This window comes from Chamaesiphon sp. OTE_75_metabat_556 (assembly GCF_031378165.1).
In the GTDB taxonomy this organism is placed as follows: domain Bacteria; phylum Cyanobacteriota; class Cyanobacteriia; order Cyanobacteriales; family Chamaesiphonaceae; genus Chamaesiphon.
Window position 1 is genome coordinate 1 of record NZ_JANNDR010000339.1, and the last position, 23,368, is coordinate 23,368.

A 23,368-nucleotide genomic window follows, 5' to 3' on the forward strand; every position below is an offset into this window, starting at 1 on the left:
TATCTCACCGCTAACTATTTTACTAGATAGGGTTTGGTTAGCAGCTCATTTTAATTGGAGGTCTGATGGATTGGAAAATATCTGAAATTTAGAATATTCATCGATCGCTAGAGTGGAGGGCGGGTTTGTTATAGATTTTTAGCAGGATCGCAAATCCTGGCATAAACCCGCCCCTACAGATCCATATAATATTTGGCAACTATTCACTATCCACTATTCACTATCCACTATTCACTATCCACTATCCACTAATGAACATCTCTCGAATTATTATTAGTATCTTTCTGGCTTGTATTCTCGTCTTGAGTTGTGCGACTCAAGCGATCGCCTTTTGTGGTTTCTATGTCGGTGGAGCTGATGCCAAACTATTTAATAAAGCCTCGCAAGTAGTTATCGCCCGTAATGGCGATCAAACCATCCTGACAATGGCCAATGATTTTCAAGGTGCTGTCAAAGATTTTGCAATGGTGGTGCCCGTTCCTGTCGCCATCAAAAGAGAACAAGTCCATGTCGGCAAACGCATCGCGATCGAAAAATTAGATGCCTTTAGTCAACCGCGACTAGTTGAATATTTTGACCCCAATCCTTGTGCTACACAATTTAATGAATCTGTAGGGGATGCCAGTAAAGTAGCTCCAGCCGCACCAATGGCAAGCAGAAATCGGGCACCAGCAGGAAGAGATGGCGTAACGGTTGAAGATACATTCAAGGTCAATGAATACGAAATAGTTATCCTGAGTGCTAAAGAATCCAAAGGATTAGAAACGTGGTTGCGTCGCAGTGGTTATAACATCCCCAAAGGTGCGAGCGCATTATTAAGTCCATATATCAAGCAAAATCTGAAATTCTTCGTTGCTAAAATCGATCTCAAAGAATTCGATAAATCTGGATATAAATTATTGCGTCCGCTGCAAATTGCTTATGAATCACCTAAGTTCATGTTACCAATCCGGTTGGGGATGATTAATGCGCGTGGCGATCAGGATTTGGTAGTCTATATTCTTTCGCCTAAAGGCAGAGCAGAATTGACAAATTATCGGACGGTGAAAATTCCAACAGATAAGGCAATTCCTGAATATGTCAAATCAGAATTTGGAGAATTCTATAAATCGACATTCCAGAAAGTGTACGAGCGCGAACAGAAAAAAGTTGCTTTCTTAGAATATGCTTGGAATGTTTCTAATTGCGATCCTTGTTCAAGCGATCCACCAACTGCTACTGAATTAAAAGAAGTTGGTGTTTTTTGGCAGAATAGTGGTGATATATCTAAACCTTCATTCCCTTCAAGACGTCGATCTATCTCCTCTGGTAATACGTTTATTACGCGGCTGCACGTTCGGTATACTCGCGATAAATTCCCTGAAGATTTGATGTTCCAAGAAACTGGCAATCAAGAAAACTTCCAAGGTCGGTATGTGATGAATCATCCGTTCAAAGGAAATCTCAGTTGTGAAGCTGGCAAAAAATATCAACGCACGCTGCGCACCAGATTGGAGCAAGAAGCGGGGACTTTGGCCAATCTGACTGGTTGGAGTATTCGTGATATCAATCGCAAGATCGATTTCTCAATTACTCAGCCTAAAAAAGCTGAGGCGAATACTCAATTTTGGCAAAATGTCTGGAAAGAAAACTAATTTTAGAGATCGCGATCAAAAATCGATAAATTAATGGAGTAGAGACTACCTCAATTGGATGACTCTACTCCATTTTCTAGCTCACGCCCTCTGCTAGTAGCTAATGTCGATGCCAAGAAGTCGGGGATCTGATGATGTCCAAATCACCAGAGATAGGAAGACAAACAGGTAGGTGTGGTTTTAGTCTGTAGCTCAGCGATGGTGAGTTCCGCCGTTGCTGCCGTGCTGGTTGTCAAATCGTTGGGGGCACGAGGACGATCGATATTAGGGGGGGTAATTGAGAGCCTAAATCGATCGTTGAGTGGCACGATGGTGCGAGTTGATTCGAGCAGGAGAATGCCCTTGCACAGGAGATCGTAGATAATTTGACGATTGCCAGGATTGACATATCCACCACATTGGGGCTGAGTTGTCAAAATCTCTTGCAATAGTCGATCGAGTTGTGTGCCGATGGGATAGGTGGTGAAGTAGAGATTGTCTGGGGCAAATAACTCGATCTGTTGCGTTCCCGTCTGCGGATCGAGTTCGTACCGACAACGGAGCGCGGGGTTGAAAGTGAGATAATATTTACCTACTTGTGGCGCACTCAGGCGATCTCGTTGCTCAAAGTATTGCTGCACCTGAAGATCGATCGGTTGGTGGGGATTGTGAATTGTGCGGGTGTAATAGGTGCCGGCACGATCGCGGCTGGTAATCCGTTCGATCAGAATATAACCAAAGTTGACAGCGGTTAAGCCAGCGGCGCGGAAATTGCTCACCCAGCGATCGAGTTCGGTATTATAGTCAGTGATACTTTGCCCGAAGGGTGCGTGGGCATGGGGGACAGAGAATAAAATCTCATCGCGATTGGCTGTATGCAGGATTAAGGTATCCGCCGCACCACCTTGCCACCACTGGGCGAGTTTAGTCTGATAGGTGGGTAAGTCTACTAAATCGGTAACGATAAATAATCGGCCGTTAGGAGTCAATCGAGCAGCACTACCACGGACAATTTCGGCGAGAATTTCCTCACCATTAGCACCGCCATCACGGAAACGGTAATCTTGGCTGGGGCTAGGTACGAAGGGGGGATTGGCGAGGATGGTATCAAATTGGCCGATAACTGCGGCATAAAGATTGCCCAGCCGGAAGCTCACATTTTCAATCCCATTGAGTTGGGCGTTAAATCTGGCAAACCGGAGCGCGCGCGGATTGATATCGACACCGATGACTTCGCAGGCATAACGACTGGCGGTTAAAGCTTGAATGCCGCTACCCGTACATAGATCGAGCGCGCGATCGACCAGATCGCGGGGAGCTGTATATACCAGCCCCATACTATCCATCCCCAAATACATCACCGGATCTTCATCGATCCGATCTTCGGGCAACAGCATGTAACGGCGATCGGTCGCAATGTATAATCCTGCTGCCTCAAATAAATTCACCCGCGCCGCCCAATCTTCGCCGCGTGGCATCAACAAACCTAACTGAATCAGGGCAACAACTAGCTCATCGCCAAATAGTTCGTGCAAACTAGAGATCGGCAAGGCTACTTGGAGGTGAAACAGGCGAATCAGATTACCTAATGGTAGATCCGGTAACAGATAGCGATCGTAGTAATGGAGGCGAGTTGGTTCGATGTGTTGTTGGGAGGTAACGCCTAATCCAGCAGCGATCTTGGCATCGGTATATTCGGCACGGTGGAGACAATCGGCAAGTTGCGATAATATTTGTCGTGCCGAAAAATCAGGATCGGCAAATGGTGCGAAGGTACGATCGGCTGTCTGAGTGAGGATTGAATCCGATGTCATCGACTCAAGCTGCGGCGGCAGGGGTGTTATGTGATAGCGATCGAGTTGTTGTCGCGCCCAAGTAACTCGCGCCTGGAGTTCGCGGGGGGTGAGTTGACGGGTGTGGCGCAGTCGCTCTAGCTCGCCAGTCGTACCGCCCTTGACGGTCAAAATTAGTTGTACTTCTGGCCAAGTATAGGTTGTGGGCTTAATTTTGCCCCAGACATCGACGATTGTCGATTTACCCAAGGGATCGGGTAATAGCAAGACATCCGGCGCAAGTTGGGTCTGAAATCGATCGATTCCCGGCGGATCGGGAAACAGGTGGCTAGTTTCTTTGTAGATCGCACCAGTCGCTGACAACTGTTGCAATTCGGCCACCGACCACGGACAATTAGTGGTTTCGCCATTAAATAAGGCTCGATCGAGTTGTGCCATGAGATCGGTCACTGCGGGCACTTCTGCCGCTAAGCCTTGAGGGAGAGTACTATCGCCGACTTTTGATAAGTGTTCGGTATAGTTGAGGACAGGGACATGTTGCTTGCCAATCCAGAAATTTTCGATCGCCAGGTAGTCGATATCCGTATCCAAGAAAGTCGCGATCGCTTCAGCAGGAGTTTCGACAATCGGTTGTCCGGCGACATTAAAACTAGTGTTTAATAATACGGGTACACCTTGACGGGTGGCAACTAACCGATGGCAGAGCTGATAGAAAAAAGGATTAGCCGCTGCCGTGACTGTCTGCACTCTGCCCGTCCCATCAACATGCGTCACTGCTGGAATCAGATCATGAAACTCCGCTTTGATTTTGGGCACCACTAGCATAAACGGTGCGGCGACCTGTTGCTCGAAAACATCTGCTACCGCTTCGAGTGGAATCACTGGGGCAAAGGGGCGAAATGCCTCGCGAAATTTCACCCGCGCATTGATGATATCCTTCATCCGCACAAAGGTCGGATCGGCGATAATCGATCGCTGCCCCAATGCCCGTGGACCATACTCGGCACCACCTTCAAACCGAGCTACGACATGCCCTTTCGCCAAGGATGTGGCCGTGCGATCGAGCATTGCGACTGGATTTAATTCTTCGACAATAATATCCCCCGCAAACTGCGCGATCGCTTGCCGCACATCGTCGTTACTATATTGTTTGCCCAAACTGGCCTGAGTTAACGTGACTCGCTTGGTACCACCCGCGATCGCCTGATAAGCCCACAAGGCACAACCACTAGCAATGCCACTATCTCCCGCCGCTGGAAAAATAAAAATATCATCGAGCTGGAGTTGGTGGAGCAGTTGATAATTTGCCACTGAGTTTAAACCCACTCCGCCAGCAATACACAACTTACGGACACCCGTGCGCTCGACAGCGACATTGACGATATGGCATAAGGCTTGCTCTAATTCCTGTTGCACCTTATAAGCCAGATCGACCAGATAGGGGCGTAAATACGGTTTGCCCTCGCCATTGTCATAAAGTTTGGCTAGTGCCGCAACTTCGAGGAAAATATCATAGGCAGCAATCTTTAAGCTAAAATCATCCGCCATCGTCTGCACCCAGCGATGAAAATTGGGTTGATGCTTGCCAAAAGGAGCCAAACCCATTAATTTACCCGATTCAGGGTGGCGAACTCGTTCGCTAATTTGACTGACAAATCCCGCTTTGCGAGTGATATATTCATACATAAACCCCAGGGTAGACAGTCCCGCTAAATGAGCGGCAACAGTCTCACAATGTAGGGTCGTCAGATTTTCGCCGCCACCATTATATAGGGTATAAGACTCGGTTTGCCGATCGATGGTTTGCCCCGAAGCATCGGCGACTAACACGATCGCGCGATCGAATCCTGATGGATAATAGGCCGAATAAGCATGAGCGAGGTGATGACTGGGAATGCGATGTACTTTACTTGCTAATTCTGGTGCTAATACTCGCTGTAAAATATCGGGCGCGTAATCGACACCGGGCATATTGCCCGTAATTGTTTCGAGATCGGCGAAACTAATCCCCACCGTATCGAGTGCATATCTAATCGCTTCATGGGGTAACTGGATCTGATTCCCATCGCCAGGAGAATGCAACATATATCCAGGACTGTATTTCTGGCGATCGAGTCGCTCTTGCTCGATCGCGACTAAAATTTCCCCATCTCTGACAATTGCGACTGAGCGTTCGTGCCCTAAATTCATGCCCAAATGGTAGCTCATCTCGATATCTCGCACACGACACGTAAAATAATTATTTAAAGTTTATACTACTGCTGGAACTTTACACTCTGCGATGGGGCGATGGGGCGATCTGAATCGAAGTCCGCAGGCAAGGATCTTTAGACATTTCACACGGTCATGATCTAGCCAGAATGTCGGAGCGCAGCAGCATCCAGCATTTGCAACTATCCGGCGATCGGGAGATCTTCTGCGGCGATCGAGATATGTTTGCCAAGCTGGATGTTACTGTAGATTGAGACACATTTGGATCGATTTGCACCGAGTGCTAGCGATTGAATACCAAGTGTCCCATCCTCAATAAACTTGTAATAATTAACTCCCAACTGTTGGCTTATGGATGCTAGAGAACTGTTTGAGAAAGGTGGCCCCGTCATGTGGCCATTATTCGGTCTATCAATTTTATCCTTAGCGACTATTTTGGAACGGCTGTGGTTTTGGTTTAAGACGACTAGGCGAGAGGAAGAACTAGTCGAGCGCGTGCTAGAAGCTGGATCTAATGACGAATGGGATATCGCCGCTCAGATTGCCAAACAAGAGCGCAACCTTAAACCGATTGGGCGGTTTCTCTACGCGCCGCTCAAGCGGACAAATCCCGATCCAGAGACATTTAAACTCGCACTCGAAGCTTCCGCAGAAGATGAGATCGCGACGATGCGCAAGGGTGACAAGACGCTCGAATCGATTATTGCGATCGCCCCGTTGTTAGGATTGTTGGGTACAGTACTCGGATTGATTCGCGCGCTCAGTGGGATCAAATTGGGCGATTTAGGAACGGCGGCTGGTTCTAACCTCGTCTTGGGGATTAGCGAATCGTTAATTGCCACAGCGACAGGAATGCTCGTCGCGATCGTCAGCCTCAGTTTTTATCGCCTGTTCCAAGGTTTGATTTTCAATCAAATCAAATTGTTTCGCGGTGCGGGTAATCAGTTAGAGTTGCTCTACCGCGAACATTGGCTCAAGCTCCAGCGTCAGGCTAATGAAGATCCTGAGACAGAATTTATCCGCTGAGTTTAGGCTTGAGGCTTGAGGCTTGAGGCTTTAAGAGGGTGGGCAGTGCCCATCCTTTAGATCTCAGGTGGATAGAGTGAATCCTCTACTCAAATCGCCATCTTTGGGCATTTCTTTGGATATCTGTCGCAAACCGATCGATCGCCGCAATCACCGACTGATAAGGCTAAATCTTTCGGGTCTAAAATAAATGTATCGATCGGCACCCAACCATCGCTAAACGATCGACAATTAACTAATATTCTGTGGTAACTTAGCATACCAAATCGATCGGACATCATCACTGAAGGATCGATCGCCGCCCCAGTAACTAAAACATATATTTAATCCTAAACTCGTGAGGTTTATTTGTGGTCTCCCAACGTGTCATTGAAGTCGCAACTACCCAACCAGCATCAATTGTGACCGCTACCCAGCCAGTATCGATCGTCAATGCGATCGCTCAACGTCAGACTGGTGCTTACGCCCTCCTCGACAGCCTCCACCGTCATGGCGTCCAACATATTTTTGGCTATCCAGGTGGGGCGATCCTGCCCATCTACGATGAAATTTACCGCTTTGAAGCCGCAGGTAAAATCGAGCATATCCTCGTCCGTCACGAACAAGGTGCCGCCCATGCTGCCGACGGCTATGCCCGCGCGACGGGGCAGGTAGGGGTCTGTTTTGCGACTTCTGGCCCTGGAGCCACCAACCTGGTTACGGGCATCGCCACCGCCCAAATGGACTCGATTCCGATGGTCGTTGTCACCGGACAAGTCCCCAGTATGATGATCGGTACCGATGCCTTTCAGGAAACCGATATCTATGGGATTACGCTGCCGATCGTCAAGCATTCCTACGTCGTCCGCGATCCGGCAGAGATGTCGCGGATCGTGGCTGAAGCATTCTACATTGCCGCTTCCGGTCGTCCGGGTGTCGTCTTGATCGATATCCCCAAAGATATCGGAGCCAAAATGTGCGACTATACCCCCGTCGCCCCTGGTAGCGTCAAATTACCTGGTTATAAACCCACAGTACGCGGTAATTTTCGCCAGATCGACCAAGCCGTCCAACTGATCGCCAAAAGCCATCAACCATTACTTTACGTCGGTGGTGGCTCGATTTCGGCCAGTGCGCATGAAGAAATCAAACAACTCGCCGAACTCTTCCAAATCCCCGTGACTACCACCTTGATGGGTAAAGGTGCCTTTAATGAAATCCATCCCCTTTCGGTAGGGATGCTGGGGATGCACGGGACGGCGTATGCGAACTGGGCAGTCACCGATTGCGACCTGCTGATCGCTGTCGGCGCGAGATTCGACGATCGAGTCGCCGGTAAATTAGAAGAATTTGCCGCGACCGCCAAAGTCATCCACATCGATATCGACCCCGCCGAAATCGGCAAAAATCGCACTCCTGATGTCCCAATCGTCGGGGATATCAAACAAGTTCTGATCCAACTACTCCAACGCGTGCGGGAACTGAGCTTGGGTGGCAATCTCGACCAAACTAGACCGTGGCTCGACACGATCGAAGGTTGGCGGGCAGACAATCCGCTCGTTGCCCCCAGCTACGATGGATTGCTCGCACCCCAAGAAGTCGTCGTCGAGTGTCGCCGTCAAGCTCCCGATGCCTATTACACTACCGATGTCGGTCAACATCAGATGTGGGCAGCACAATTCCTCAATAACCTCCCCCGCCACTGGATTTCGAGCGCGGGTTTGGGGACGATGGGCTTTGGCGTACCCGCAGCGATGGGCGTCCAGAAAGCCCTTCCCACCGCGCAAGTGATCTGTATCAGTGGTGATGCCAGTTTCCAGATGAATCTCCAGGAACTCGGCACCCTCAAGCACTATGGACTGAACGTCAAAATCGTCATCATCAATAATGGCTGGCAAGGAATGGTCAGACAGTGGCAAGAAGCCTTTTATGAGGAAAACTACTCTTCCTCGGAAATGGCACCCTCTCAGCCCGATTTTATGCTGTTAGCACAGGCTTATGGCATTAAAGGGATGAGTATCAATAATCGCGAAGACTTGCCAGACGCGATCGCGGCAATGCTCGCTCACGATGGCCCCGTCTTGCTCAATGCCCAAGTCAAACGGAACGAAAACTGTTACCCAATGGTACCTACGGGTAAATCCAATGCTGAAATGGTCGGATTGGCCAAACCCAAGCGATCGATTTCGGGCGCATTAGCGATTCATTGTGGCAGTTGTGGGGCAATCCATTCGGTACAGCATAAATTCTGTCCTGATTGCGGTAGTCACCAGTAGATTCGGACTCGATCGATCGAATTTTGCCGAATTTCATAGGCAAAAGGTGGGGTTAATTCATGAATTGACCCCACCTTTTGTAGATACGAAACTTGCTTAACATGAGTTCGGGATAAGATTAGCCTGGAGACTGTTCGCGTTCGCGTAGCGTCTGCCTCCGCAGAAGCGTTCCCTTTCGCGTAGCGTCTCCGCAAGGATATGAAGGAACAAAAGAAGGTTGCTATGGATTTTGCACGTCGAGGGGGCTTTTTTTCGACCATTGTTGGGTACGATCGGTCGATCTAATTGTCGATCTTACAGCCGACCAATTTGGTGATGCAGCAGTCATCATCACCTCAATCAATGACTCTAGATACCATCCAAACTTAGAAGAAATAGATCTTGATAGAGAGATTACCAAACTGTCTCATCGTTCAGAAAGATGGCTACGATCGTGGCATGAGCAAAATCGCGATCGCTCATCAAATACGCTCTGGATGGAAAACCGCCAGCGCATCTTCTAAATGATTGAAAAATCGAGTCTCCCCTGGAGCGGCTCCGCCACCACTGTCGATCAAATCTGTCAACCCATCTCGATCGAATTGTCTTTTGACATCTGGCGAGAGACCAGAAACGACGAAAGTGATATCTTGACTCGATAATTCCATCACCACATCTCGAATCGTCAGGGACGCCGAATAGTCAATGCCCGTAATCGCTCTAGCCTCTAAAATCAGACATTTTATCGGCGGTTCGGCAGACTTCGCCAAGCTCTCGATCTCCTCTGCAAAGAAGGTCGCATTTGCATAAAACAAATCGCGACTAAAGCGGTAAATAATCAAACCTGGTGCCGACACACTCCCTGGACACACGGGAATTGGCTGCCAAAAGCGATCGCCGTCAGGCACGATCACCGCTGAATGCGGTCGGTAGCTATGACGTACATGTAAAATCAGCGACAGCATCACAGCGACAATAATTCCCTCCTTCACCCCCACAAATACGACTGTAGCCGCAGTGACGATCGCCAGATAAAATTCTTCGCGGTGAGTGCGATAAATCCCCCTCAGCCCCCGCAGATCGACCAATCGGAGTCCGATTAAAAAGACAATTGCCGCTAAAACAGGATTGGGCAAATAACCGATCGGTCGTGTCAAAAACAGGATAACCGCTAACACGACTGCGACCATACTCAATTGTGCAACTTGGCTGCGGCCTCCGGCTGTATTCACAATTTCGGTTTTGGTAGGACTCCCATTCACCACAAATGTCCCACTCAAACCAGCCGCCAAATTAGCCACTGCCAAACCTTCAAGATCGGTGTTTTCATTAAAGCTCTCATGATAGCGAAAGGCATAAGCGCGTGAAGTAGCAGCACTTTGGGCGATAATCACGATCCAACAGGATAAAGCGATTCCGACTATTTGGGGAATTTCGCTCCACTCGACGGCGGGCAACCCTAGAGATGGCAGCCCCATCGGAATATTTCCGACGATCGAAACCCCGCGACTGGCAAAATCAAACAACCAACTAGCGATAATCGAGCCAACTACCGCCAGCAATGCCCCTGGAAACTTTGGCATCAATTTGTCAAATACCAAGATTGTTATCGACACAGCTCCCGAAATCCCGATCGTTAAGGGATTGACATGCGGCAGTCCCCTAGCTACCGCGAGTATTTGCGCGATCGGATCGCGCCCCCCGCCCTGGAGATCCAGCAACCCTGGCAATTGACCGATCGCAACCTGAATGCCTACTCCAGTCAAAAAGCCAATTAATACCGTCCGTGAGAGGAAGTCTGCCAAAAAGCCGAGCCGAAATAGGCGTGCTAACAGCAATAGTCCTGCCACTAAAATAGCCACTGCTGCCGCTAAAGCTAAATAATGTGCGCTGCCCACCGGAGCCAATCCCGACAACCCAGCCGCCAAAATCGCCGCAGTTGCCGAATCCGCCGCTACGACTAGATGTCGAGAAGATCCCAGGATGGCAAACATCACTGCTGGCAGGAGCAGTGTATATAGTCCAGTCGCAATCGGCGTTCCCGCAATCTTGGTATATCCCATCACTTCTGGTATTCCGATCGCCGCCAGTACCATCCCCGCAACCAGATCGTTCCCGATTGTCGATCGTTTCAAAGGTAAAATTCCTTGGCACAAGCGAGAAAGCTTTTTCACTAGGTTCTGGGTGATATTTTCGTTTGAACTGACAGGCAATTTAGCCATGTCTAGTAGTCAGAACGATAATTTGCGATCTAAAATGAGTCGAACAGCCACAGGTGGCGTAGTTCTAGGGTGGAGATAGAGCACCTAGTTTGAAGACTGGATAAGAATTGAGATTGCATCGTCTCAACTACAACAGCGTGAATCTCGATCGGTGCTGCGAATATCCCTATGCCATCACCATTCCACCATCGACATTAAAAGTTTGACCTGTAATATACGCCGCCGCCGGATCGGCAGCCAAAAATCTCACCATCCCCGCGACTTCTTCGGGTTGTCCGTATCTGCCCAGGGGAATAAATTGCAAAATCCCTTCCGCTTTGAGATCGTGAGTCATATCGGTGGCAATAAACCCTGGTGCCACTGCGTTGACGGTAATTCCCCGACTGGATAATTCCTTCGCTACCGTCTTCGTAAAGCCAATCACCCCAGCCTTAGACGCACTGTAGTTTGCTTGCCCAGGATTACCCATTTGTCCGGCTACTGAGGCGATATTAATAATTCTGCCGGACTTTTGTTTGAGCATAATTTTACTCACGGCGCGGGTGCAGGAAAATACGCCCGTCAGGTTGGTATCGATCACAGCTTGCCAATCTTCCAATTTCATCCGCAACAGCAAGGTGTCGCGGGTAATGCCAGCATTGTTGACGAGGACATCGATCCGTCCCCATTTGTCCATGACGGTACTCACCAGTGCATCGACTTGTTCGGCTTTGGAGACATCCGCACCGACAGAAATCGCTTCGCCACCACCGCTGACAATTTGAGCGACTAATTCATCAGCAGCACCGTTAGAACTTGCATAATTGACGGCTACTTTCGCACCAACTTGTGCTAATTGCAACGCGATCGCGCGACCGATGCCTCTCGATCCACCTGTGACGATCGCGACCTTTCCTGCTAATAAATCTGACACTTTTCAAATCTCCATCTATCACAAATACAACTCATTTATCTAATCGAGAATTATTAATCCTCGATTAATTACTTACTTACTGCTAACGACTAACCGACGACGCAAGGACTCACCCCGGCGTTTGGCTGTTTCATTATTTGGCTCGATTGCCAAGGCTTGCTCATAAACATCTAAAGCTTGAGGCGTCATTTTTTTCTGTTCGTAAGCATGACCGAGATTATTCATCGCCATCACATATTCTGGTTCGAGTTTAATCGCTTCTTTATACTGGCGAATTGCTAGATCGTACTGTTCTTGGCCAAAATAAGCGTATCCCAAAGCATTATAGATCGGAGCCATTTCGGGGATTTTGTCGTCTTCAATCGCGATCGCTCTTTTGAGCATCGCGATCGCTTGAATAAACATCTTTTTCTCTAGATAAATACTCCCCAGTTCGTAATATTCAGGAACGGTACCGCGTTCGTTTTTGAGTTTTTTCTCTAATTTTGAGAGCGCGTTTTCAATTTTCTGGGTTTTCAGAATTTGTTTGAGGATAAAGAATGCCGCGACGCTCAATAGCAGGAGGAAGGCACTCAGGTAAACGATAAGTAAATTTTTATCTGAAAAGTCCATTATTAAGCAGTGGCTAGTGACTAATTAATTAATTGCGGCTGGTAGCGATGCTCCAGTGGAGAGGCTATGCCAACGATCGCCGCACCACTAGGTAATCCATACCTAGCTATCTATGATAACTTGACTCCCATCTGACGATCCTGGGGCTTGATAACAATTAACTAGGCTTTAGGTAGAGGGTTATGAATTTAGATCCCCAGTCTCCCAGTATCCCAGTCCCCCCGTCATCATTGCAATCCCCAATACTCAATCCGCTGCTTTAGCCAGCCATCGGCTTGCCAGCGGACGATCGCGCGATCGATTAGTTCGCGCAGTGGCTCGTATTGCTGTCCTTTGGGGATGACGACACCTAGGGCTTCGGTGGATAATTTATCGGGTAAGAGATGATATTTGGGATCGGCTTTACGCCAACCGATGAGCATGCTGCGATCTGCGGCGATGGCGACGACTTTGCCACTGGTGAGTAGCGATCTCGCTTGTTGGTAACTATTTACACCGACTAACTTTGCATTAGGAATAAAAAATTGCAATGACGCGATCGTGCTGGAATTATTTAAGACGGCAACGGGTTTCCCGACTAAATCGCTATTTTTAACGATATTAGCACGATCGGTAATTATTGCTGTCCCGTCCAAATAATAATACCGACTAAAATCGACTACACGCGATCGAGTGGGCGTAATTGTGACTCTGGCAATTGTCAGATCGACAGTACCGTCAATCGCTACTTTCAGGCGATCTTGATTGGCGACGGGGACGAGCTGAATTGATTCGGGATTACCAAAGATTTCGGTGGCTAATTTACGAGCGATATCGATTTCCAAGCCCTGTAAATTACCAGTACGATCTCGCGATCCTAGCAGTGGGAGATTATCTTTGACAGCGACAATGATTTTTTTGCGTTGCTGAATTTCCTTGAGCGTTCTCGCTTGGGTTGGGGTTTGCCAACCACTGATAATGATACTAGCGATCGCTAATGAGACGAAGAATAAAGACTTGCATCGATGAAATTGTCGCTGATTCTTCATACCAAATTAGTGGATGGTCTTAAAGTAAATAGTGGATAGCGAACAAGAAGAACTATCCACTATCCACTATTCACTATCCACTTACCTTTCGATCTATGTTGCTGCGGCAGCCAGTTTAACTACTGCTTCAAAACTAGCCGGATCGAGAATGGCGATTTGGGCGAGCATCTTGCGATTGAGCTGGATGTCAGCTTTTTTCATATTGCCAATCAGTTGGCTGTAGCTCATGCCATGCTGACGCGAAGCGGCGTTGATCCGCGCGATCCACAGACGACGGAAATCACGTTTTTTCTTCTTGCGATCGCGATAGGCATTCCGTAATGCCTTCATTACTTGTTGGTTAGCAATCCGATACAGTTTTGAGTGAGCACCTCTAAAACCTTTGGCTAACTTGAGAATCTTGTTGCGGTGCTTCCGCGCCACGTTACCGCGCTTTACCCGAGTCATAGTTTAAATTGTGTTAGTTGGTGATTAAAATTGCTCTACGGCATTGTTGTGAGCGATTTGCTATCGTCAGTCCTCAAGCTACCAGTGTGTGGATCGTGCGATAATTTACGGATAGTCGATAAATTACAAGTAGGGGAGCATCCCACGTACTCTGAGTACATCAGTCTCATCAACCGCAGTTGCCTTAGAAAGGCTCCGACGACGATCGGCGTTTTTGTGTTCGAGCAGGTGGCTTTTGAAAGCCTTCCGGCGCATGATTTTACCAGTGCCGCTAGCGCGAAAACGCTTCGCTGCTGCCTTACGGCTTTTGAGTTTCGGCATTTTTTTAGTATGTTCAGACACAATTTATTATTATACTCGATCGCTGTCGTAAATAGCTAGTTTTGGATCTATTCTGAGTATTGCCGATCGAGATCGCTTGACTCATCAACAAAGATCGGTTATGATGCGTAAGCGTAAAAACGCGGACGGTTAGCTCAGTTGGTAGAGCTCCTGCCTTACAAGCAGGCTGTCACAGGTTCGAGTCCTGTACCGTCCATATTTGCGATCGCGGTCTTAAATATCTATGTTGTGACTTCACGCATAACGTAGCCGCAACAATATTAACTTTAAAAATCCCCGATTTCTATATCAGAAATCGGGGATTTTTTGACTATCGATTGGGGAGAGTACACTACCGATAGTGTTTGACAATAGTCAATATCCCTAGATTTAATTCTTCTTCATAAAATAGCATACTATTATCGATCGATACGACAACTACGAAAGATCCGCCATTCGGACGATCACTATTTTGTCATTAGTTAATTACAGAATAGATGAACTATTAGTTTGTCCATATTACGCTATCACTAGTGTTTTAAAAAAGTCAATATCCCTACATGCAATCGAGCAAATTCTTTTTTATCGATCTCGGTTTTTCCGAGAAATTTCGATTAGAATATGAATCCCTCCTCGCACTTGCAGATCGTCATGGTACAAACCAATTTAGATCGTGCCCACCATAACGAACTAGTTACTGCTAGTAATATCGATCGTGAATTAGTCACTCTAAATTTTAGATCTTTACGAGGAAATTCTACTTACGATTGCTTATTTATCTCACCACAAATTCCGCGCAATAATAGCGGTCAAGTCATTCCTAGTTGGATGAAAAGATATAACCACTGTGCTAAAGGTGGTTGGTGGTGTCATGGTTTAGATCCCTTAAATGATTGGCAGCCGATGGAGTGGGGGACTTTCAAGCCCAATTCTCCGGCGAAAAGTCAAGATGGCAAGGTTATTAAATACGAACACCCACCGAATATATCGACGCGATTATTTTGTTTGCGCGTAACGAAAGAAATCTGGACAAAAACGGCTAATTTATTTAAAGCAAAACTACCAGCAAAGATTGAAGTAGATGCTCAAGGTGAAGCCATTGGCTTTTGGGAGTGGATTCTCGATCGTCAAATTCCGATCGTCATCTGTGAAGGTGTCAAGAAAGCCGCTACCCTATTGACTTATGGCTATCCAGCGATCGCCTTGCCAGGGATTAATAGTGGTTATCGAGTCGTGCGCGATTTTCAGGGCAATACGATTGGGAGAAACCTCATTCCCGAATTGGCTATCTTTGCAAATCGTAAGCAAGAGTTATCGATTTGTTTTGATTATGAAATTATTCCCCGTAAGGCTAAGTTACTCGATACCGCGATTGTCCATTTAGGCGAGCTGTTACAGCAAGCTGGCTGCAATGTTAAAGTAATTAGGTTGCCAGGGATTGAAAAGGGTGTTGATGACTTTATTGTCGCCCAGGGAATTGATGCTTTCCACTCAATTTATCAACAATCATTAGAATTAGAGATCGATCTCGCCCAATCAAAAAAGCACAGTGAATTAAGTTATCCGGCTAATCTGTCCTTGGAGACTCGGTATTTACATAATATTGATTTTCCCGATGCTGGAATCGTCGGGATTAAGTCGGCTAAAGGGACTGGTAAAACAACAGCATTAATTCCAGTCGTCGCTGCCGCGCAAGCCAATAATCGCCCCGTATTGTTATTGACACATCGGATTCAATTAGGTCGATTTTTGTGTCAGCGCATTGGGGTGAATTGGATCAACGAACAGCTCCCCAAACAGCAATCTGATAGCCTCGGCTTGTGCTTAGATTCGATGTGGAAGCTCAATCCTCAGGATTGGGAAGGGGGTGTAATTATTTTAGATGAAGTCGAACAATCGCTGTGGCATTTACTGCATAGTTCTACCTGCAAAAAGAAGCGACTGGCAATTTTAAAAACCTTTCAACACTTAATTGCCAAGGTGGTAGAGACAAATGGACTGGTGATCGCGCAAGATGCCGACTTATCCGATATCTCGATCGATTATCTCAAGAAATTAGCCGATTGCGAAATCGAGCCGTGGATTGCGATCAATCAATGGCGCGCTGAGAAGGGGTGGGAGGTGTATTTCTACGATAGTCCCAATCCGACTGCGTTGATTCATCAGCTAGAGCTAGATCTCCGCGCTGGACACAAATGCTATGTTACCACTGACAGTCGATCGGGTCGCTATGGCTCCGATACGATCAATCGCTATATCCAACAAACGCTCAAGCAACTCGAAGATAGTTATACCAAAACCTTGGTCGTTTGCAGCCACACTACTAATACCACCGGACACCCAGCCGTCGATTTTGTCTCGTCGATCAATACTCAGGCTCCCGAATATGATGCGGTATTTGTGACACCGACTTTAGGTACAGGCGTGAGTATCGATGTCAAACATTTCGATCGCGTCTACGGGATTTTTCAGGGCGTAATTCCCGATACTGAAGTTCGCCAAGCTTTAGCCAGAGTTCGGGCGAATGTGCCGCGCTATATCTGGTGTGCAAAACGCGGGATGGGGACGATTGGTAGCGGTAGTAATAATTATCGATCGTTGGCTTATTGGTATCAAGAAAACTACAAAGAAAATTATGCACTAATGTGTCCATTGACGCGGATCGATGTCGATTTACCTTTTGTATTCGATCCGGTACATCTACGCACCTGGGCAAAATTTGCCGCGCGGATTAATGCCTCAATTACCCTCCATCGCGATGCCGTCAAAGCTGGCTTAATCGGTGAAGGACACCAGGTCTATATTATCAGTGAAGATCGCGATCGGGAAAGCTTACAAGAACTCAGAACAGCCCTGATTCACGCTACTAAAACAGATCCCAAAAAATCGATAGAAATTTTCAAGCAAATTGCTGACATTCATAAAGAAAAAACTCAACGCGATCGTGAGTACAATCTGATCGGTACTCAAACTAAAAAAATTCAGCAACAGGTCAAAAGCCAAGCAGCCCAAGCAATTGCTACCGCACCAGATCTCGGTCATCGCGATTTTCAATATCTATCTAACAAACGCTTTCTCAGCGATCTAGAACGTGCCCAAATCGAGAAATATACGCTCCAGCAACGCTATGGAGTCACGATTACACCCGAACTAAAATTAAAAGATGAGAAGGGTTATTATGGGCAATTATTAACCCACTTTTATTTACTCAATCACCAACAGTATTTACCCCAGTCAATCTATCTAGTTTGGGATCGAGATTTAGAGGCAAGACCGGATAAAGTATTCTTACCCGATGCTAATCATCATATTCTCAAGATTCAAGGTTTATTGGCACTAGGAATCATCAATTTCTTAGATCCCGATCGTCAATTACAAATGACCGATCCCGATCTGATTTCCCTCAAGCGAATTAGTTATCTCTGTAGCCAGCATATCAAACGCGCAATCGGGATCGATATGCCCAATTACAATAATGGTGAAGTCAGTCCGATTTCCGTCCTCAATCGCTTCCTGCAACTTTTGGGATTAAAGGTACAACCAATTACATCTGGATCGAAATCATCTCGATCGAAAAAGCAGGATAAAGCAACAAGTATCTATCAACTCGATCGATCTCTATTAAACGATGGTCGGGCTGAAATTTTCCAAGTCTGGCAAAAGCAACAAAGTCGCGAACTCCTCCGTTCGGCTTGATCCGGCAACGATTCTACTGAAACAACAAAAAGAGTAGGGGTAATTCATGAATTACCCCTACTCTTTTTAGATCGATCGTGTTTCGATCGACCAAGTAATTAGTAATGCTAGCGATTGCGGCTCACTGAGGGAATCTTGACTGGATTGGGAGTAGCCATATTCTTGTTTTGCAAGACCGCGACGGCGCGTTGATACTGGGGATCTTGATTGCTACCTAGCAACGATGGCGATTCAGATAGGTTCTTTTGCTCGTTAGAGTTGAGATCTACCTTTACATCCGGCGTGACGCCTTTGTGACCGATATCGGTACCATTGGGGGTATAGTAATGCGCCACAGTTACTGCCATCCCCGAACCATCGGAGAGCGAATGTACCGATTGAACTAGTGCCTTACCGAAGGTTTGCGCGCCGACGATTTGGGCGCGGCGATTGTCCTTGAGGGCACCAGCTAGAATCTCGCTGGCACTAGCGGAGTTACCATCGACTAACACTGCCATCGGGAGCTGAGTCAGCGCGCCCTGAACTGCTCGAAAATCTTCATTACCACCTTTGCGATCGACTGTTTTGACGATCGTGCCATTATCGAGCCACATCCGCGCGATCTCGACGCTGGCTTGGAGCAACCCGCCAGGGTTACCGCGCATGTCCAGCACATAGGCGTTGACTTGCTTGCGATTGAGATCTTTAATCGCCTTTTGCATCTGCTCGGAAGAATGTGAGCTAAATTCAGCTAGACGGATATAACCGACTTTCAACTTGCCCTCTTGTTTAACTTCCGAAAATACCGACGCTACTTCGATCTGGGCGCGGGTGAGGGCAATATCAAACGGACTCTTGCCACCACGCGCGATTTTGAGCGTAATTGATTTACCAATTTCACCCCGAATCAGGCTAATCGCCCCTTCAAGATTCATATTCTTGGTAGACTTACCATCGATCGCGACGATCACATCGCCAGATTTGATCCCAGCTTTGGCAGCGGGTGAATTATCGATCGCTTCGGCAACTATCAATTGCTGAGTGCGGGGATTGGCTTCTAGTTTGATCCCGACACCCGACATTTCACCACTAGTTTGATTGTTGAGCGATTGAAACTGCTGCGGATCTAGGAATCGGGTATAAGGATCGCCGAGTTTTTTGAGAGTGGAGCGAATGGCGACGTATGCTTCTTGCCGATTGCGATAGTTGCGCTTGAGCAACTCCATCCGAGTTTTTTGCCAGTCCAAGCGGTTGAAAGTCCCGTCTACATATTCCCGATTGACGATCTGCCAAGCTTCATCCACGATCGCTTTCGGGCTATCTTTAGACACTGCAAGAGCAGAACTGGCGGCAACTGGCAACAATGTAGTAAGTATGGCTCCGGCAAACATCGCTCCCCGCAGAACTAGTTGATGGTGCCAAACAGATCGAAATGTGGATGGTTGGGTCATAGTGACAATGATGACATTCTCTAAGAAGGTGAGGATCGAACTGATTGCTGACGGACAGGGATAGTCTAGTCGCTCAATATTGTTTATCTGCTAATCTAACTTAATCTCGATGGATTTGTTGCATGGATTATCTGTTTAGCGGCGATCGAGTTACTAAACTTTATAAATCTTAACCGATTCCTAGTTTTAAGAGTTATGTCCTTGAAACTGCCCGATCTAGCGGCGAGTCTTCCCGATCTCAATTGACAAGATTTTCATCAAATTGGGAACGCGGGAATTTGGGACAGATCGATACTAGCGGCGGATCGATCGTCCAGATGCTGACGATCGCACCGGACGGCAAAGTGACAATGTTCGCACAAACCCGTAGACGCCGCTACTTGGGGAAAAGGTTCCTGGTGGGCGCGGTTGGCATCGAGCCAAGTTGTTAAATTGGCTAGTAAAGCGAGCACATCAAGCTGAGTTTGACGATGTTGCTTGAGGGTGTAATTAATATTGACAGATTTAGGTTGGGGGGCAGATTGAATAAACCAGTAAGTAAAAGTAATTTGCTTGGGTACATAATCGCTAGTTTCCGCTAGTAGATATAAGTACAGTCGCGTTTGCCATTCGAGATCGAGATCTTTTTTGTACTTAGGCAGTGGATAAGTTTTCCAATCGATAATCTCGGCTCGTTGGCGCAGCCTGTCCTTGGGACAATCGGGTTGTAAAATCAATAAATCGTAAATCGCTGTAAACAAATAATTGCCAATTTCTAAAGTGCGAACGTGTTCGCTCTGTCTCCAGGCTTGCGGATTGGGTGCAAATAATTCCGGCGCAACCTGAAGCATCGCCTGCATCCAGGTATTGAGCTGGGGCGATTTGGCTAAAATTGGCTCGATCGGTAATCCGAGTTCGCGCTGGTGCATCAGCAAGTGAAAATCACTTCCCAACTGCGTTTTGCTCTGTTGAGTCGGTGACATCGGCAATGTCAATCGATCGCAAAATGTCTGCTCGAATTGACGCGGGCAGGTTTCGAGGATTTTGAGATGTCGTTGGGAGATTCTCAGCATAATTATCGATCGACCCAGTTTTCTACCTTCAATCCAGGAATTTGTTTAAAGTGACGCAAATTTCTAGTTACTAAGGTGGCTGATTTCAAACGCTCCGTAACATTAGAATTACCAAAATGAAGATGTGTAAGGGTGTCAGTGTCGAGCAAATACATTAATTAGAGCCTATACTATCATCAATTTCAGGACGTTCTCTGGCTTGATAAATTGATGCTCTTAATTGAGCTAATGAATCATCGTCTGCGAATACACCTGATTGAGAGAGTAGAACTGAACTACTATTCTTAGCACTCAACCAATCATCAATCGCCGATTTTAGAAATCTCCAGTCATTTTCGATTTTTCGACCGGGAATATTTCCTTTTAAAGCTTGACTAGTAACTGTTTCGATCGACAACCGTAAGTAAGCTGAAGTCTCTTCTAATGTTAAGACGTCAGGGATAGTAACTTTGTCCATAATTTTTATTGTGCCGTTTAAATTAAATTCAGATTTACTTTCATTTTAATAGATTATCGATCTTGCACTAAAAACTTCATCAAGAATTGGATTTAGTTAACACAAAAACACTTCCTTCATTACCTCGACTAATACGGAGATCTTCGTCGAGATAGGTAATCTCCAGCCATGCGGGTGCTTTATCTGTGGGGCGACTGATGGGCAGATCGATCGCGGTAAACTTGCGACCATTTTCGATTTCCATAATCAATCGATCGGGATCTGAATAGTCAATTAGCCGCTGTAAGCCGATCACCGATCGATTAAATTGGACGTTGACTCTAGCTTCACTAACAGCGGTAAATTTAGCCACGATCGCCACCAAACCATTTAATCCTGGTACAAAACTTGCAACTTCGGCAATATTATAAACCGCACTCGTCGTCGGGCGAATGCACTGATAAATCGTACCGAGTGTCACTAGTGGAAATTTGTCGATACCTAGTAAACTCTGACTGCTAGTGTAGAGCAGCCGCCAATTCCCCGCCAATAAATCGATCGCGGTAGTCAACGGACGCGGATGGGGATTGCGAAACTCCAGTTCGGTAATGGCGGCGAGGATGGCTTGTTTTTCTAGCGGCGTAGCCAGAATCCCCCGATTTTTGCTGGCGATCGCATCTAGTAGTTTAGCTTTGGGCATAAAAATTCGCCAGAGTTGGCTATAAGTATCCAAACAGAAGTCAGATCGCGATCGTCTGAGCGCAATATTCCCCATCCCCTAAAATGATAGACTATGAGAACTTCAAGCTAATCAATTCCACCATGTCCGATACTCTCGATCTCGATGTCCTGGATTCATTTGTCAATCCAGCCCTCAAACAACAACCGCGCTATGAACCAGCACCAGTTATTGCTGTACAACGCAATACTTCAATCTTGGAATGGTTGGAATCCCAAGGTCGGCTGATCGAACGGGACGAACGCGATCCAGCGATTTCGGCACTCGATCAACCTAATCTTGATGAAGAACTCTTTGAAGACGATCGCGCTTATCAGGAAGAAGAAGAAAGTGATGATTCCGACGATGTCGATGAAATCTAGGCAGATTGCTGTCACCCGATCGCGATAAAATAGCGAGCTGTTCGAGACTGAATTTTTTAACAGCTCGACGTAGTGATGAAATTACCTCGGAGGAATATAGATGGAGGGTAAATCAGCATCTGTCAGGGGTTTTAATCCTACGGGCACTGTCTTACTAATTGGATTAGCTACTGTCTTGACGGGCGCATTGTTGGGGTTGAACTGGCAGCAGGGTGAGAGTCTGATGACATCTCTACTCTTACCATTTTTGGTGTCTACTGCATTGGTAGCCGCGATCGGCTTTCAAGCCATTCCCATGCTCAAGCAATTGAAAATGGGTCAATTTATCCGTGAGGATGGCCCCCAAGCACACCTCAAAAAAGCTGGCACGCCCACGATGGGCGGCGTTTTTGTCGTACCAGTCGGCGCGGTTTTAGGCGTGGTCTGGTCGCAGTTTAATCCCGATGCGATCGCCGTGGCGGTCACAAGTTTGAGCTATTTGGCGATCGGTGGCGTGGATGACTGGAAAAGTTTGAGTAATCGCAAAAACGAAGGTCTAACTCCCAAGGGGAAATTAGCATTGCAAGCCGCGATCGCGATCGCCTTTTGTGGTTGGGCTTTTTATAGTCGCGGTCATGCGATTACCAATGTTCATTTACCCCTGAATATCGTCTTACCTTTAGGATTATTCTTTTGGGGCGTCGCCATCTTTGCGTTGCTAGCTGAAAGTAATGCGACCAATCTGACAGATGGTGTTGATGGCTTGGCTGGTGGCACGGGGGCAATCGCCCTCGCGGGTTTGGCGGCGATTATCTTACCCAAAGAGCCAAGCTTAGCGATCTTGTGTATCTGTCTGAGTGGTAGTTATCTCGGCTTTGTCGTCCACAATCGCAACAAAGCGAAGGTGTTCATGGGCGACACTGGTTCGCTCGCGCTCGGTGGCGCACTCGCCGCAGTGGGGATTCTCACCGAGAATCTCTGGGTGCTGTTTATCATCAGTGGAATTTTTGCGATCGAGTCCCTCTCGGTAGTCCTCCAAGTCGGATATTACAAAGCTACTAAAGATGCTGATGGCAAAGGCAAGCGACTGTTTAAAATGGCACCGATCCACCATCATCTAGAGTTGAGTGGTTGGACGGAAACTCAAGTAGTCGGCATGTTTTATGCGATCGAGATGCTGTTAGTCGGTCTTGCTTGGGCAAGTAGGTAGATAATTGATAATTGATAGTTGATAGTTGGGAGTTAATTAAGGAC

Annotated in this window: 17 protein-coding genes and 1 tRNA gene; 7 read left to right on the forward strand and 11 right to left on the reverse strand. The window is 47.1% G+C overall.

What is annotated here, in order from left to right; all coding sequences use genetic code 11:
- The first annotated feature begins 251 nt into the window (after positions 1-251).
- Positions 252-1,634: a DUF2330 domain-containing protein gene (locus RMO27_RS13520; protein WP_309733326.1), complete on the forward strand. Its 1,383-nt coding sequence runs from the start codon at positions 252-254 to the stop codon at positions 1,632-1,634.
- A gap of 143 nt (positions 1,635-1,777) precedes the next feature.
- Here RMO27_RS13520 and RMO27_RS13525 read toward each other — a convergent pair whose 3' ends face one another.
- A complete protein-coding gene (locus tag RMO27_RS13525) occupies positions 1,778-5,614 on the reverse strand; it encodes a carbamoyltransferase C-terminal domain-containing protein (RefSeq protein WP_309733328.1) in 3,837 nt (1,278 codons plus the stop codon).
- Positions 5,615-5,968: 354 nt separating this feature from the next.
- Between RMO27_RS13525 and RMO27_RS13530 the strand changes: the two genes are divergently transcribed.
- Both RMO27_RS13530 and ilvB read left to right on the forward strand, forming a co-directional pair.
- Positions 5,969-6,643, forward strand: coding sequence for a MotA/TolQ/ExbB proton channel family protein (locus RMO27_RS13530; RefSeq protein ID WP_309733330.1), 675 nt, complete (start codon positions 5,969-5,971; stop codon positions 6,641-6,643).
- A gap of 401 nt (positions 6,644-7,044) precedes the next feature.
- Positions 7,045-8,898, forward strand: a complete 1,854-nt coding sequence (gene ilvB / locus RMO27_RS13535) for a biosynthetic-type acetolactate synthase large subunit (protein ID WP_309733389.1) — start codon at positions 7,045-7,047, stop codon at positions 8,896-8,898.
- A gap of 461 nt (positions 8,899-9,359) precedes the next feature.
- Here the strand turns inward: ilvB and RMO27_RS13540 are convergent, their stop codons facing one another.
- The 6 genes from RMO27_RS13540 to rpmI form a co-directional block, all read right to left on the reverse strand.
- Positions 9,360-11,051: a SulP family inorganic anion transporter gene (locus RMO27_RS13540; RefSeq protein ID WP_309733332.1), complete on the reverse strand. Its 1,692-nt coding sequence runs from the start codon at positions 11,049-11,051 to the stop codon at positions 9,360-9,362.
- 214 nt (positions 11,052-11,265) lie between these two features.
- Positions 11,266-12,012, reverse strand: a complete 747-nt coding sequence (gene fabG / locus RMO27_RS13545; protein WP_309733334.1) for a 3-oxoacyl-[acyl-carrier-protein] reductase — start codon at positions 12,010-12,012, stop codon at positions 11,266-11,268.
- Between the two features lie 72 nt (positions 12,013-12,084).
- Complete coding sequence (locus tag RMO27_RS13550; RefSeq protein WP_309733337.1) at positions 12,085-12,624, reverse strand: tetratricopeptide repeat protein; 540 nt, start codon at positions 12,622-12,624, stop codon at positions 12,085-12,087.
- A 227-nt stretch (positions 12,625-12,851) separates the two neighbouring features.
- A complete protein-coding gene (locus tag RMO27_RS13555) occupies positions 12,852-13,652 on the reverse strand; it encodes a transporter substrate-binding domain-containing protein (RefSeq protein ID WP_309733339.1) in 801 nt (266 codons plus the stop codon).
- A 93-nt stretch (positions 13,653-13,745) separates the two neighbouring features.
- Entirely contained in the window at positions 13,746-14,099 is a 354-nt protein-coding gene (gene rplT / locus RMO27_RS13560; RefSeq protein ID WP_309733341.1) for a 50S ribosomal protein L20, read from the reverse strand.
- Positions 14,100-14,222: 123 nt separating this feature from the next.
- The gene (gene rpmI / locus RMO27_RS13565) at positions 14,223-14,420 is read right to left on the reverse strand and encodes a 50S ribosomal protein L35 (protein ID WP_295615932.1); all 198 of its coding nucleotides are present in this window, start codon (positions 14,418-14,420) and stop codon (positions 14,223-14,225) included.
- Between the two features lie 144 nt (positions 14,421-14,564).
- On the opposite strand from rpmI, the gene RMO27_RS13570 reads away from it, so the two are divergent.
- Positions 14,565-14,637 (forward strand) — tRNA-Val (locus RMO27_RS13570).
- A 404-nt stretch (positions 14,638-15,041) separates the two neighbouring features.
- Positions 15,042-18,116, forward strand: a complete 3,075-nt coding sequence (locus tag RMO27_RS13575) for a plasmid replication protein, CyRepA1 family (RefSeq protein ID WP_309733343.1) — start codon at positions 15,042-15,044, stop codon at positions 18,114-18,116.
- 107 nt (positions 18,117-18,223) lie between these two features.
- Here RMO27_RS13575 and ctpB read toward each other — a convergent pair whose 3' ends face one another.
- The 4 genes from ctpB to RMO27_RS13595 all read right to left on the reverse strand — a co-directional run bounded on the left by ctpB (position 18,224) and on the right by RMO27_RS13595 (position 21,734).
- Positions 18,224-19,546: a carboxyl-terminal processing protease CtpB gene (gene ctpB / locus RMO27_RS13580; RefSeq protein ID WP_309733344.1), complete on the reverse strand. Its 1,323-nt coding sequence runs from the start codon at positions 19,544-19,546 to the stop codon at positions 18,224-18,226.
- Positions 19,547-19,803: 257 nt separating this feature from the next.
- Positions 19,804-20,598: a PD-(D/E)XK nuclease family protein gene (locus RMO27_RS13585; protein ID WP_309733345.1), complete on the reverse strand. Its 795-nt coding sequence runs from the start codon at positions 20,596-20,598 to the stop codon at positions 19,804-19,806.
- 154 nt (positions 20,599-20,752) lie between these two features.
- Entirely contained in the window at positions 20,753-21,055 is a 303-nt protein-coding gene (locus RMO27_RS13590) for a helix-turn-helix domain-containing protein (protein ID WP_309733347.1), read from the reverse strand.
- Between the two features lie 79 nt (positions 21,056-21,134).
- The gene (locus RMO27_RS13595; protein ID WP_396133711.1) at positions 21,135-21,734 is read right to left on the reverse strand and encodes a PAP/fibrillin family protein; all 600 of its coding nucleotides are present in this window, start codon (positions 21,732-21,734) and stop codon (positions 21,135-21,137) included.
- A gap of 122 nt (positions 21,735-21,856) precedes the next feature.
- Here RMO27_RS13595 and RMO27_RS13600 point away from each other — a divergent pair, with 122 nt between their 5' ends.
- Together RMO27_RS13600 and mraY are read left to right on the forward strand one after the other, a co-directional pair.
- Positions 21,857-22,135, forward strand: coding sequence for a DUF3134 domain-containing protein (locus RMO27_RS13600; protein WP_309733351.1), 279 nt, complete (start codon positions 21,857-21,859; stop codon positions 22,133-22,135).
- A 100-nt stretch (positions 22,136-22,235) separates the two neighbouring features.
- Complete coding sequence (gene mraY / locus RMO27_RS13605) at positions 22,236-23,324, forward strand: phospho-N-acetylmuramoyl-pentapeptide-transferase (RefSeq protein ID WP_309733353.1); 1,089 nt, start codon at positions 22,236-22,238, stop codon at positions 23,322-23,324.
- Positions 23,325-23,368: the final 44 nt, after the last annotated feature.

Bases quoted from the DNA above. Each gene is read 5' to 3' on its own strand.
- RMO27_RS13550 (WP_309733337.1), bottom strand. From the start codon at position 12,624: ATGGACTTTTCAGATAAAAATTTACTTATCGTTTACCTGAGTGCCTTC.
- RMO27_RS13590 (WP_309733347.1), bottom strand. From the start codon at position 21,055: ATGGACAAAGTTACTATCCCTGACGTCTTAACATTAGAAGAGACTTCA.
- ctpB (WP_309733344.1), bottom strand. From the start codon at position 19,546: ATGACCCAACCATCCACATTTCGATCTGTTTGGCACCATCAACTAGTT.
- RMO27_RS13585 (WP_309733345.1), bottom strand. From the start codon at position 20,598: ATGCTGAGAATCTCCCAACGACATCTCAAAATCCTCGAAACCTGCCCG.
- mraY (WP_309733353.1), top strand. From the start codon at position 22,236: ATGGAGGGTAAATCAGCATCTGTCAGGGGTTTTAATCCTACGGGCACT.
- RMO27_RS13525 (WP_309733328.1), bottom strand. From the start codon at position 5,614: ATGAGCTACCATTTGGGCATGAATTTAGGGCACGAACGCTCAGTCGCA.
- RMO27_RS13530 (WP_309733330.1), top strand. From the start codon at position 5,969: ATGGATGCTAGAGAACTGTTTGAGAAAGGTGGCCCCGTCATGTGGCCA.
- RMO27_RS13595 (WP_396133711.1), bottom strand. From the start codon at position 21,734: ATGCCCAAAGCTAAACTACTAGATGCGATCGCCAGCAAAAATCGGGGG.
- RMO27_RS13520 (WP_309733326.1), top strand. From the start codon at position 252: ATGAACATCTCTCGAATTATTATTAGTATCTTTCTGGCTTGTATTCTC.
- rpmI (WP_295615932.1), bottom strand. From the start codon at position 14,420: ATGCCGAAACTCAAAAGCCGTAAGGCAGCAGCGAAGCGTTTTCGCGCT.
- RMO27_RS13575 (WP_309733343.1), top strand. From the start codon at position 15,042: ATGAATCCCTCCTCGCACTTGCAGATCGTCATGGTACAAACCAATTTA.
- RMO27_RS13600 (WP_309733351.1), top strand. From the start codon at position 21,857: ATGTCCGATACTCTCGATCTCGATGTCCTGGATTCATTTGTCAATCCA.
- RMO27_RS13555 (WP_309733339.1), bottom strand. From the start codon at position 13,652: ATGAAGAATCAGCGACAATTTCATCGATGCAAGTCTTTATTCTTCGTC.
- rplT (WP_309733341.1), bottom strand. From the start codon at position 14,099: ATGACTCGGGTAAAGCGCGGTAACGTGGCGCGGAAGCACCGCAACAAG.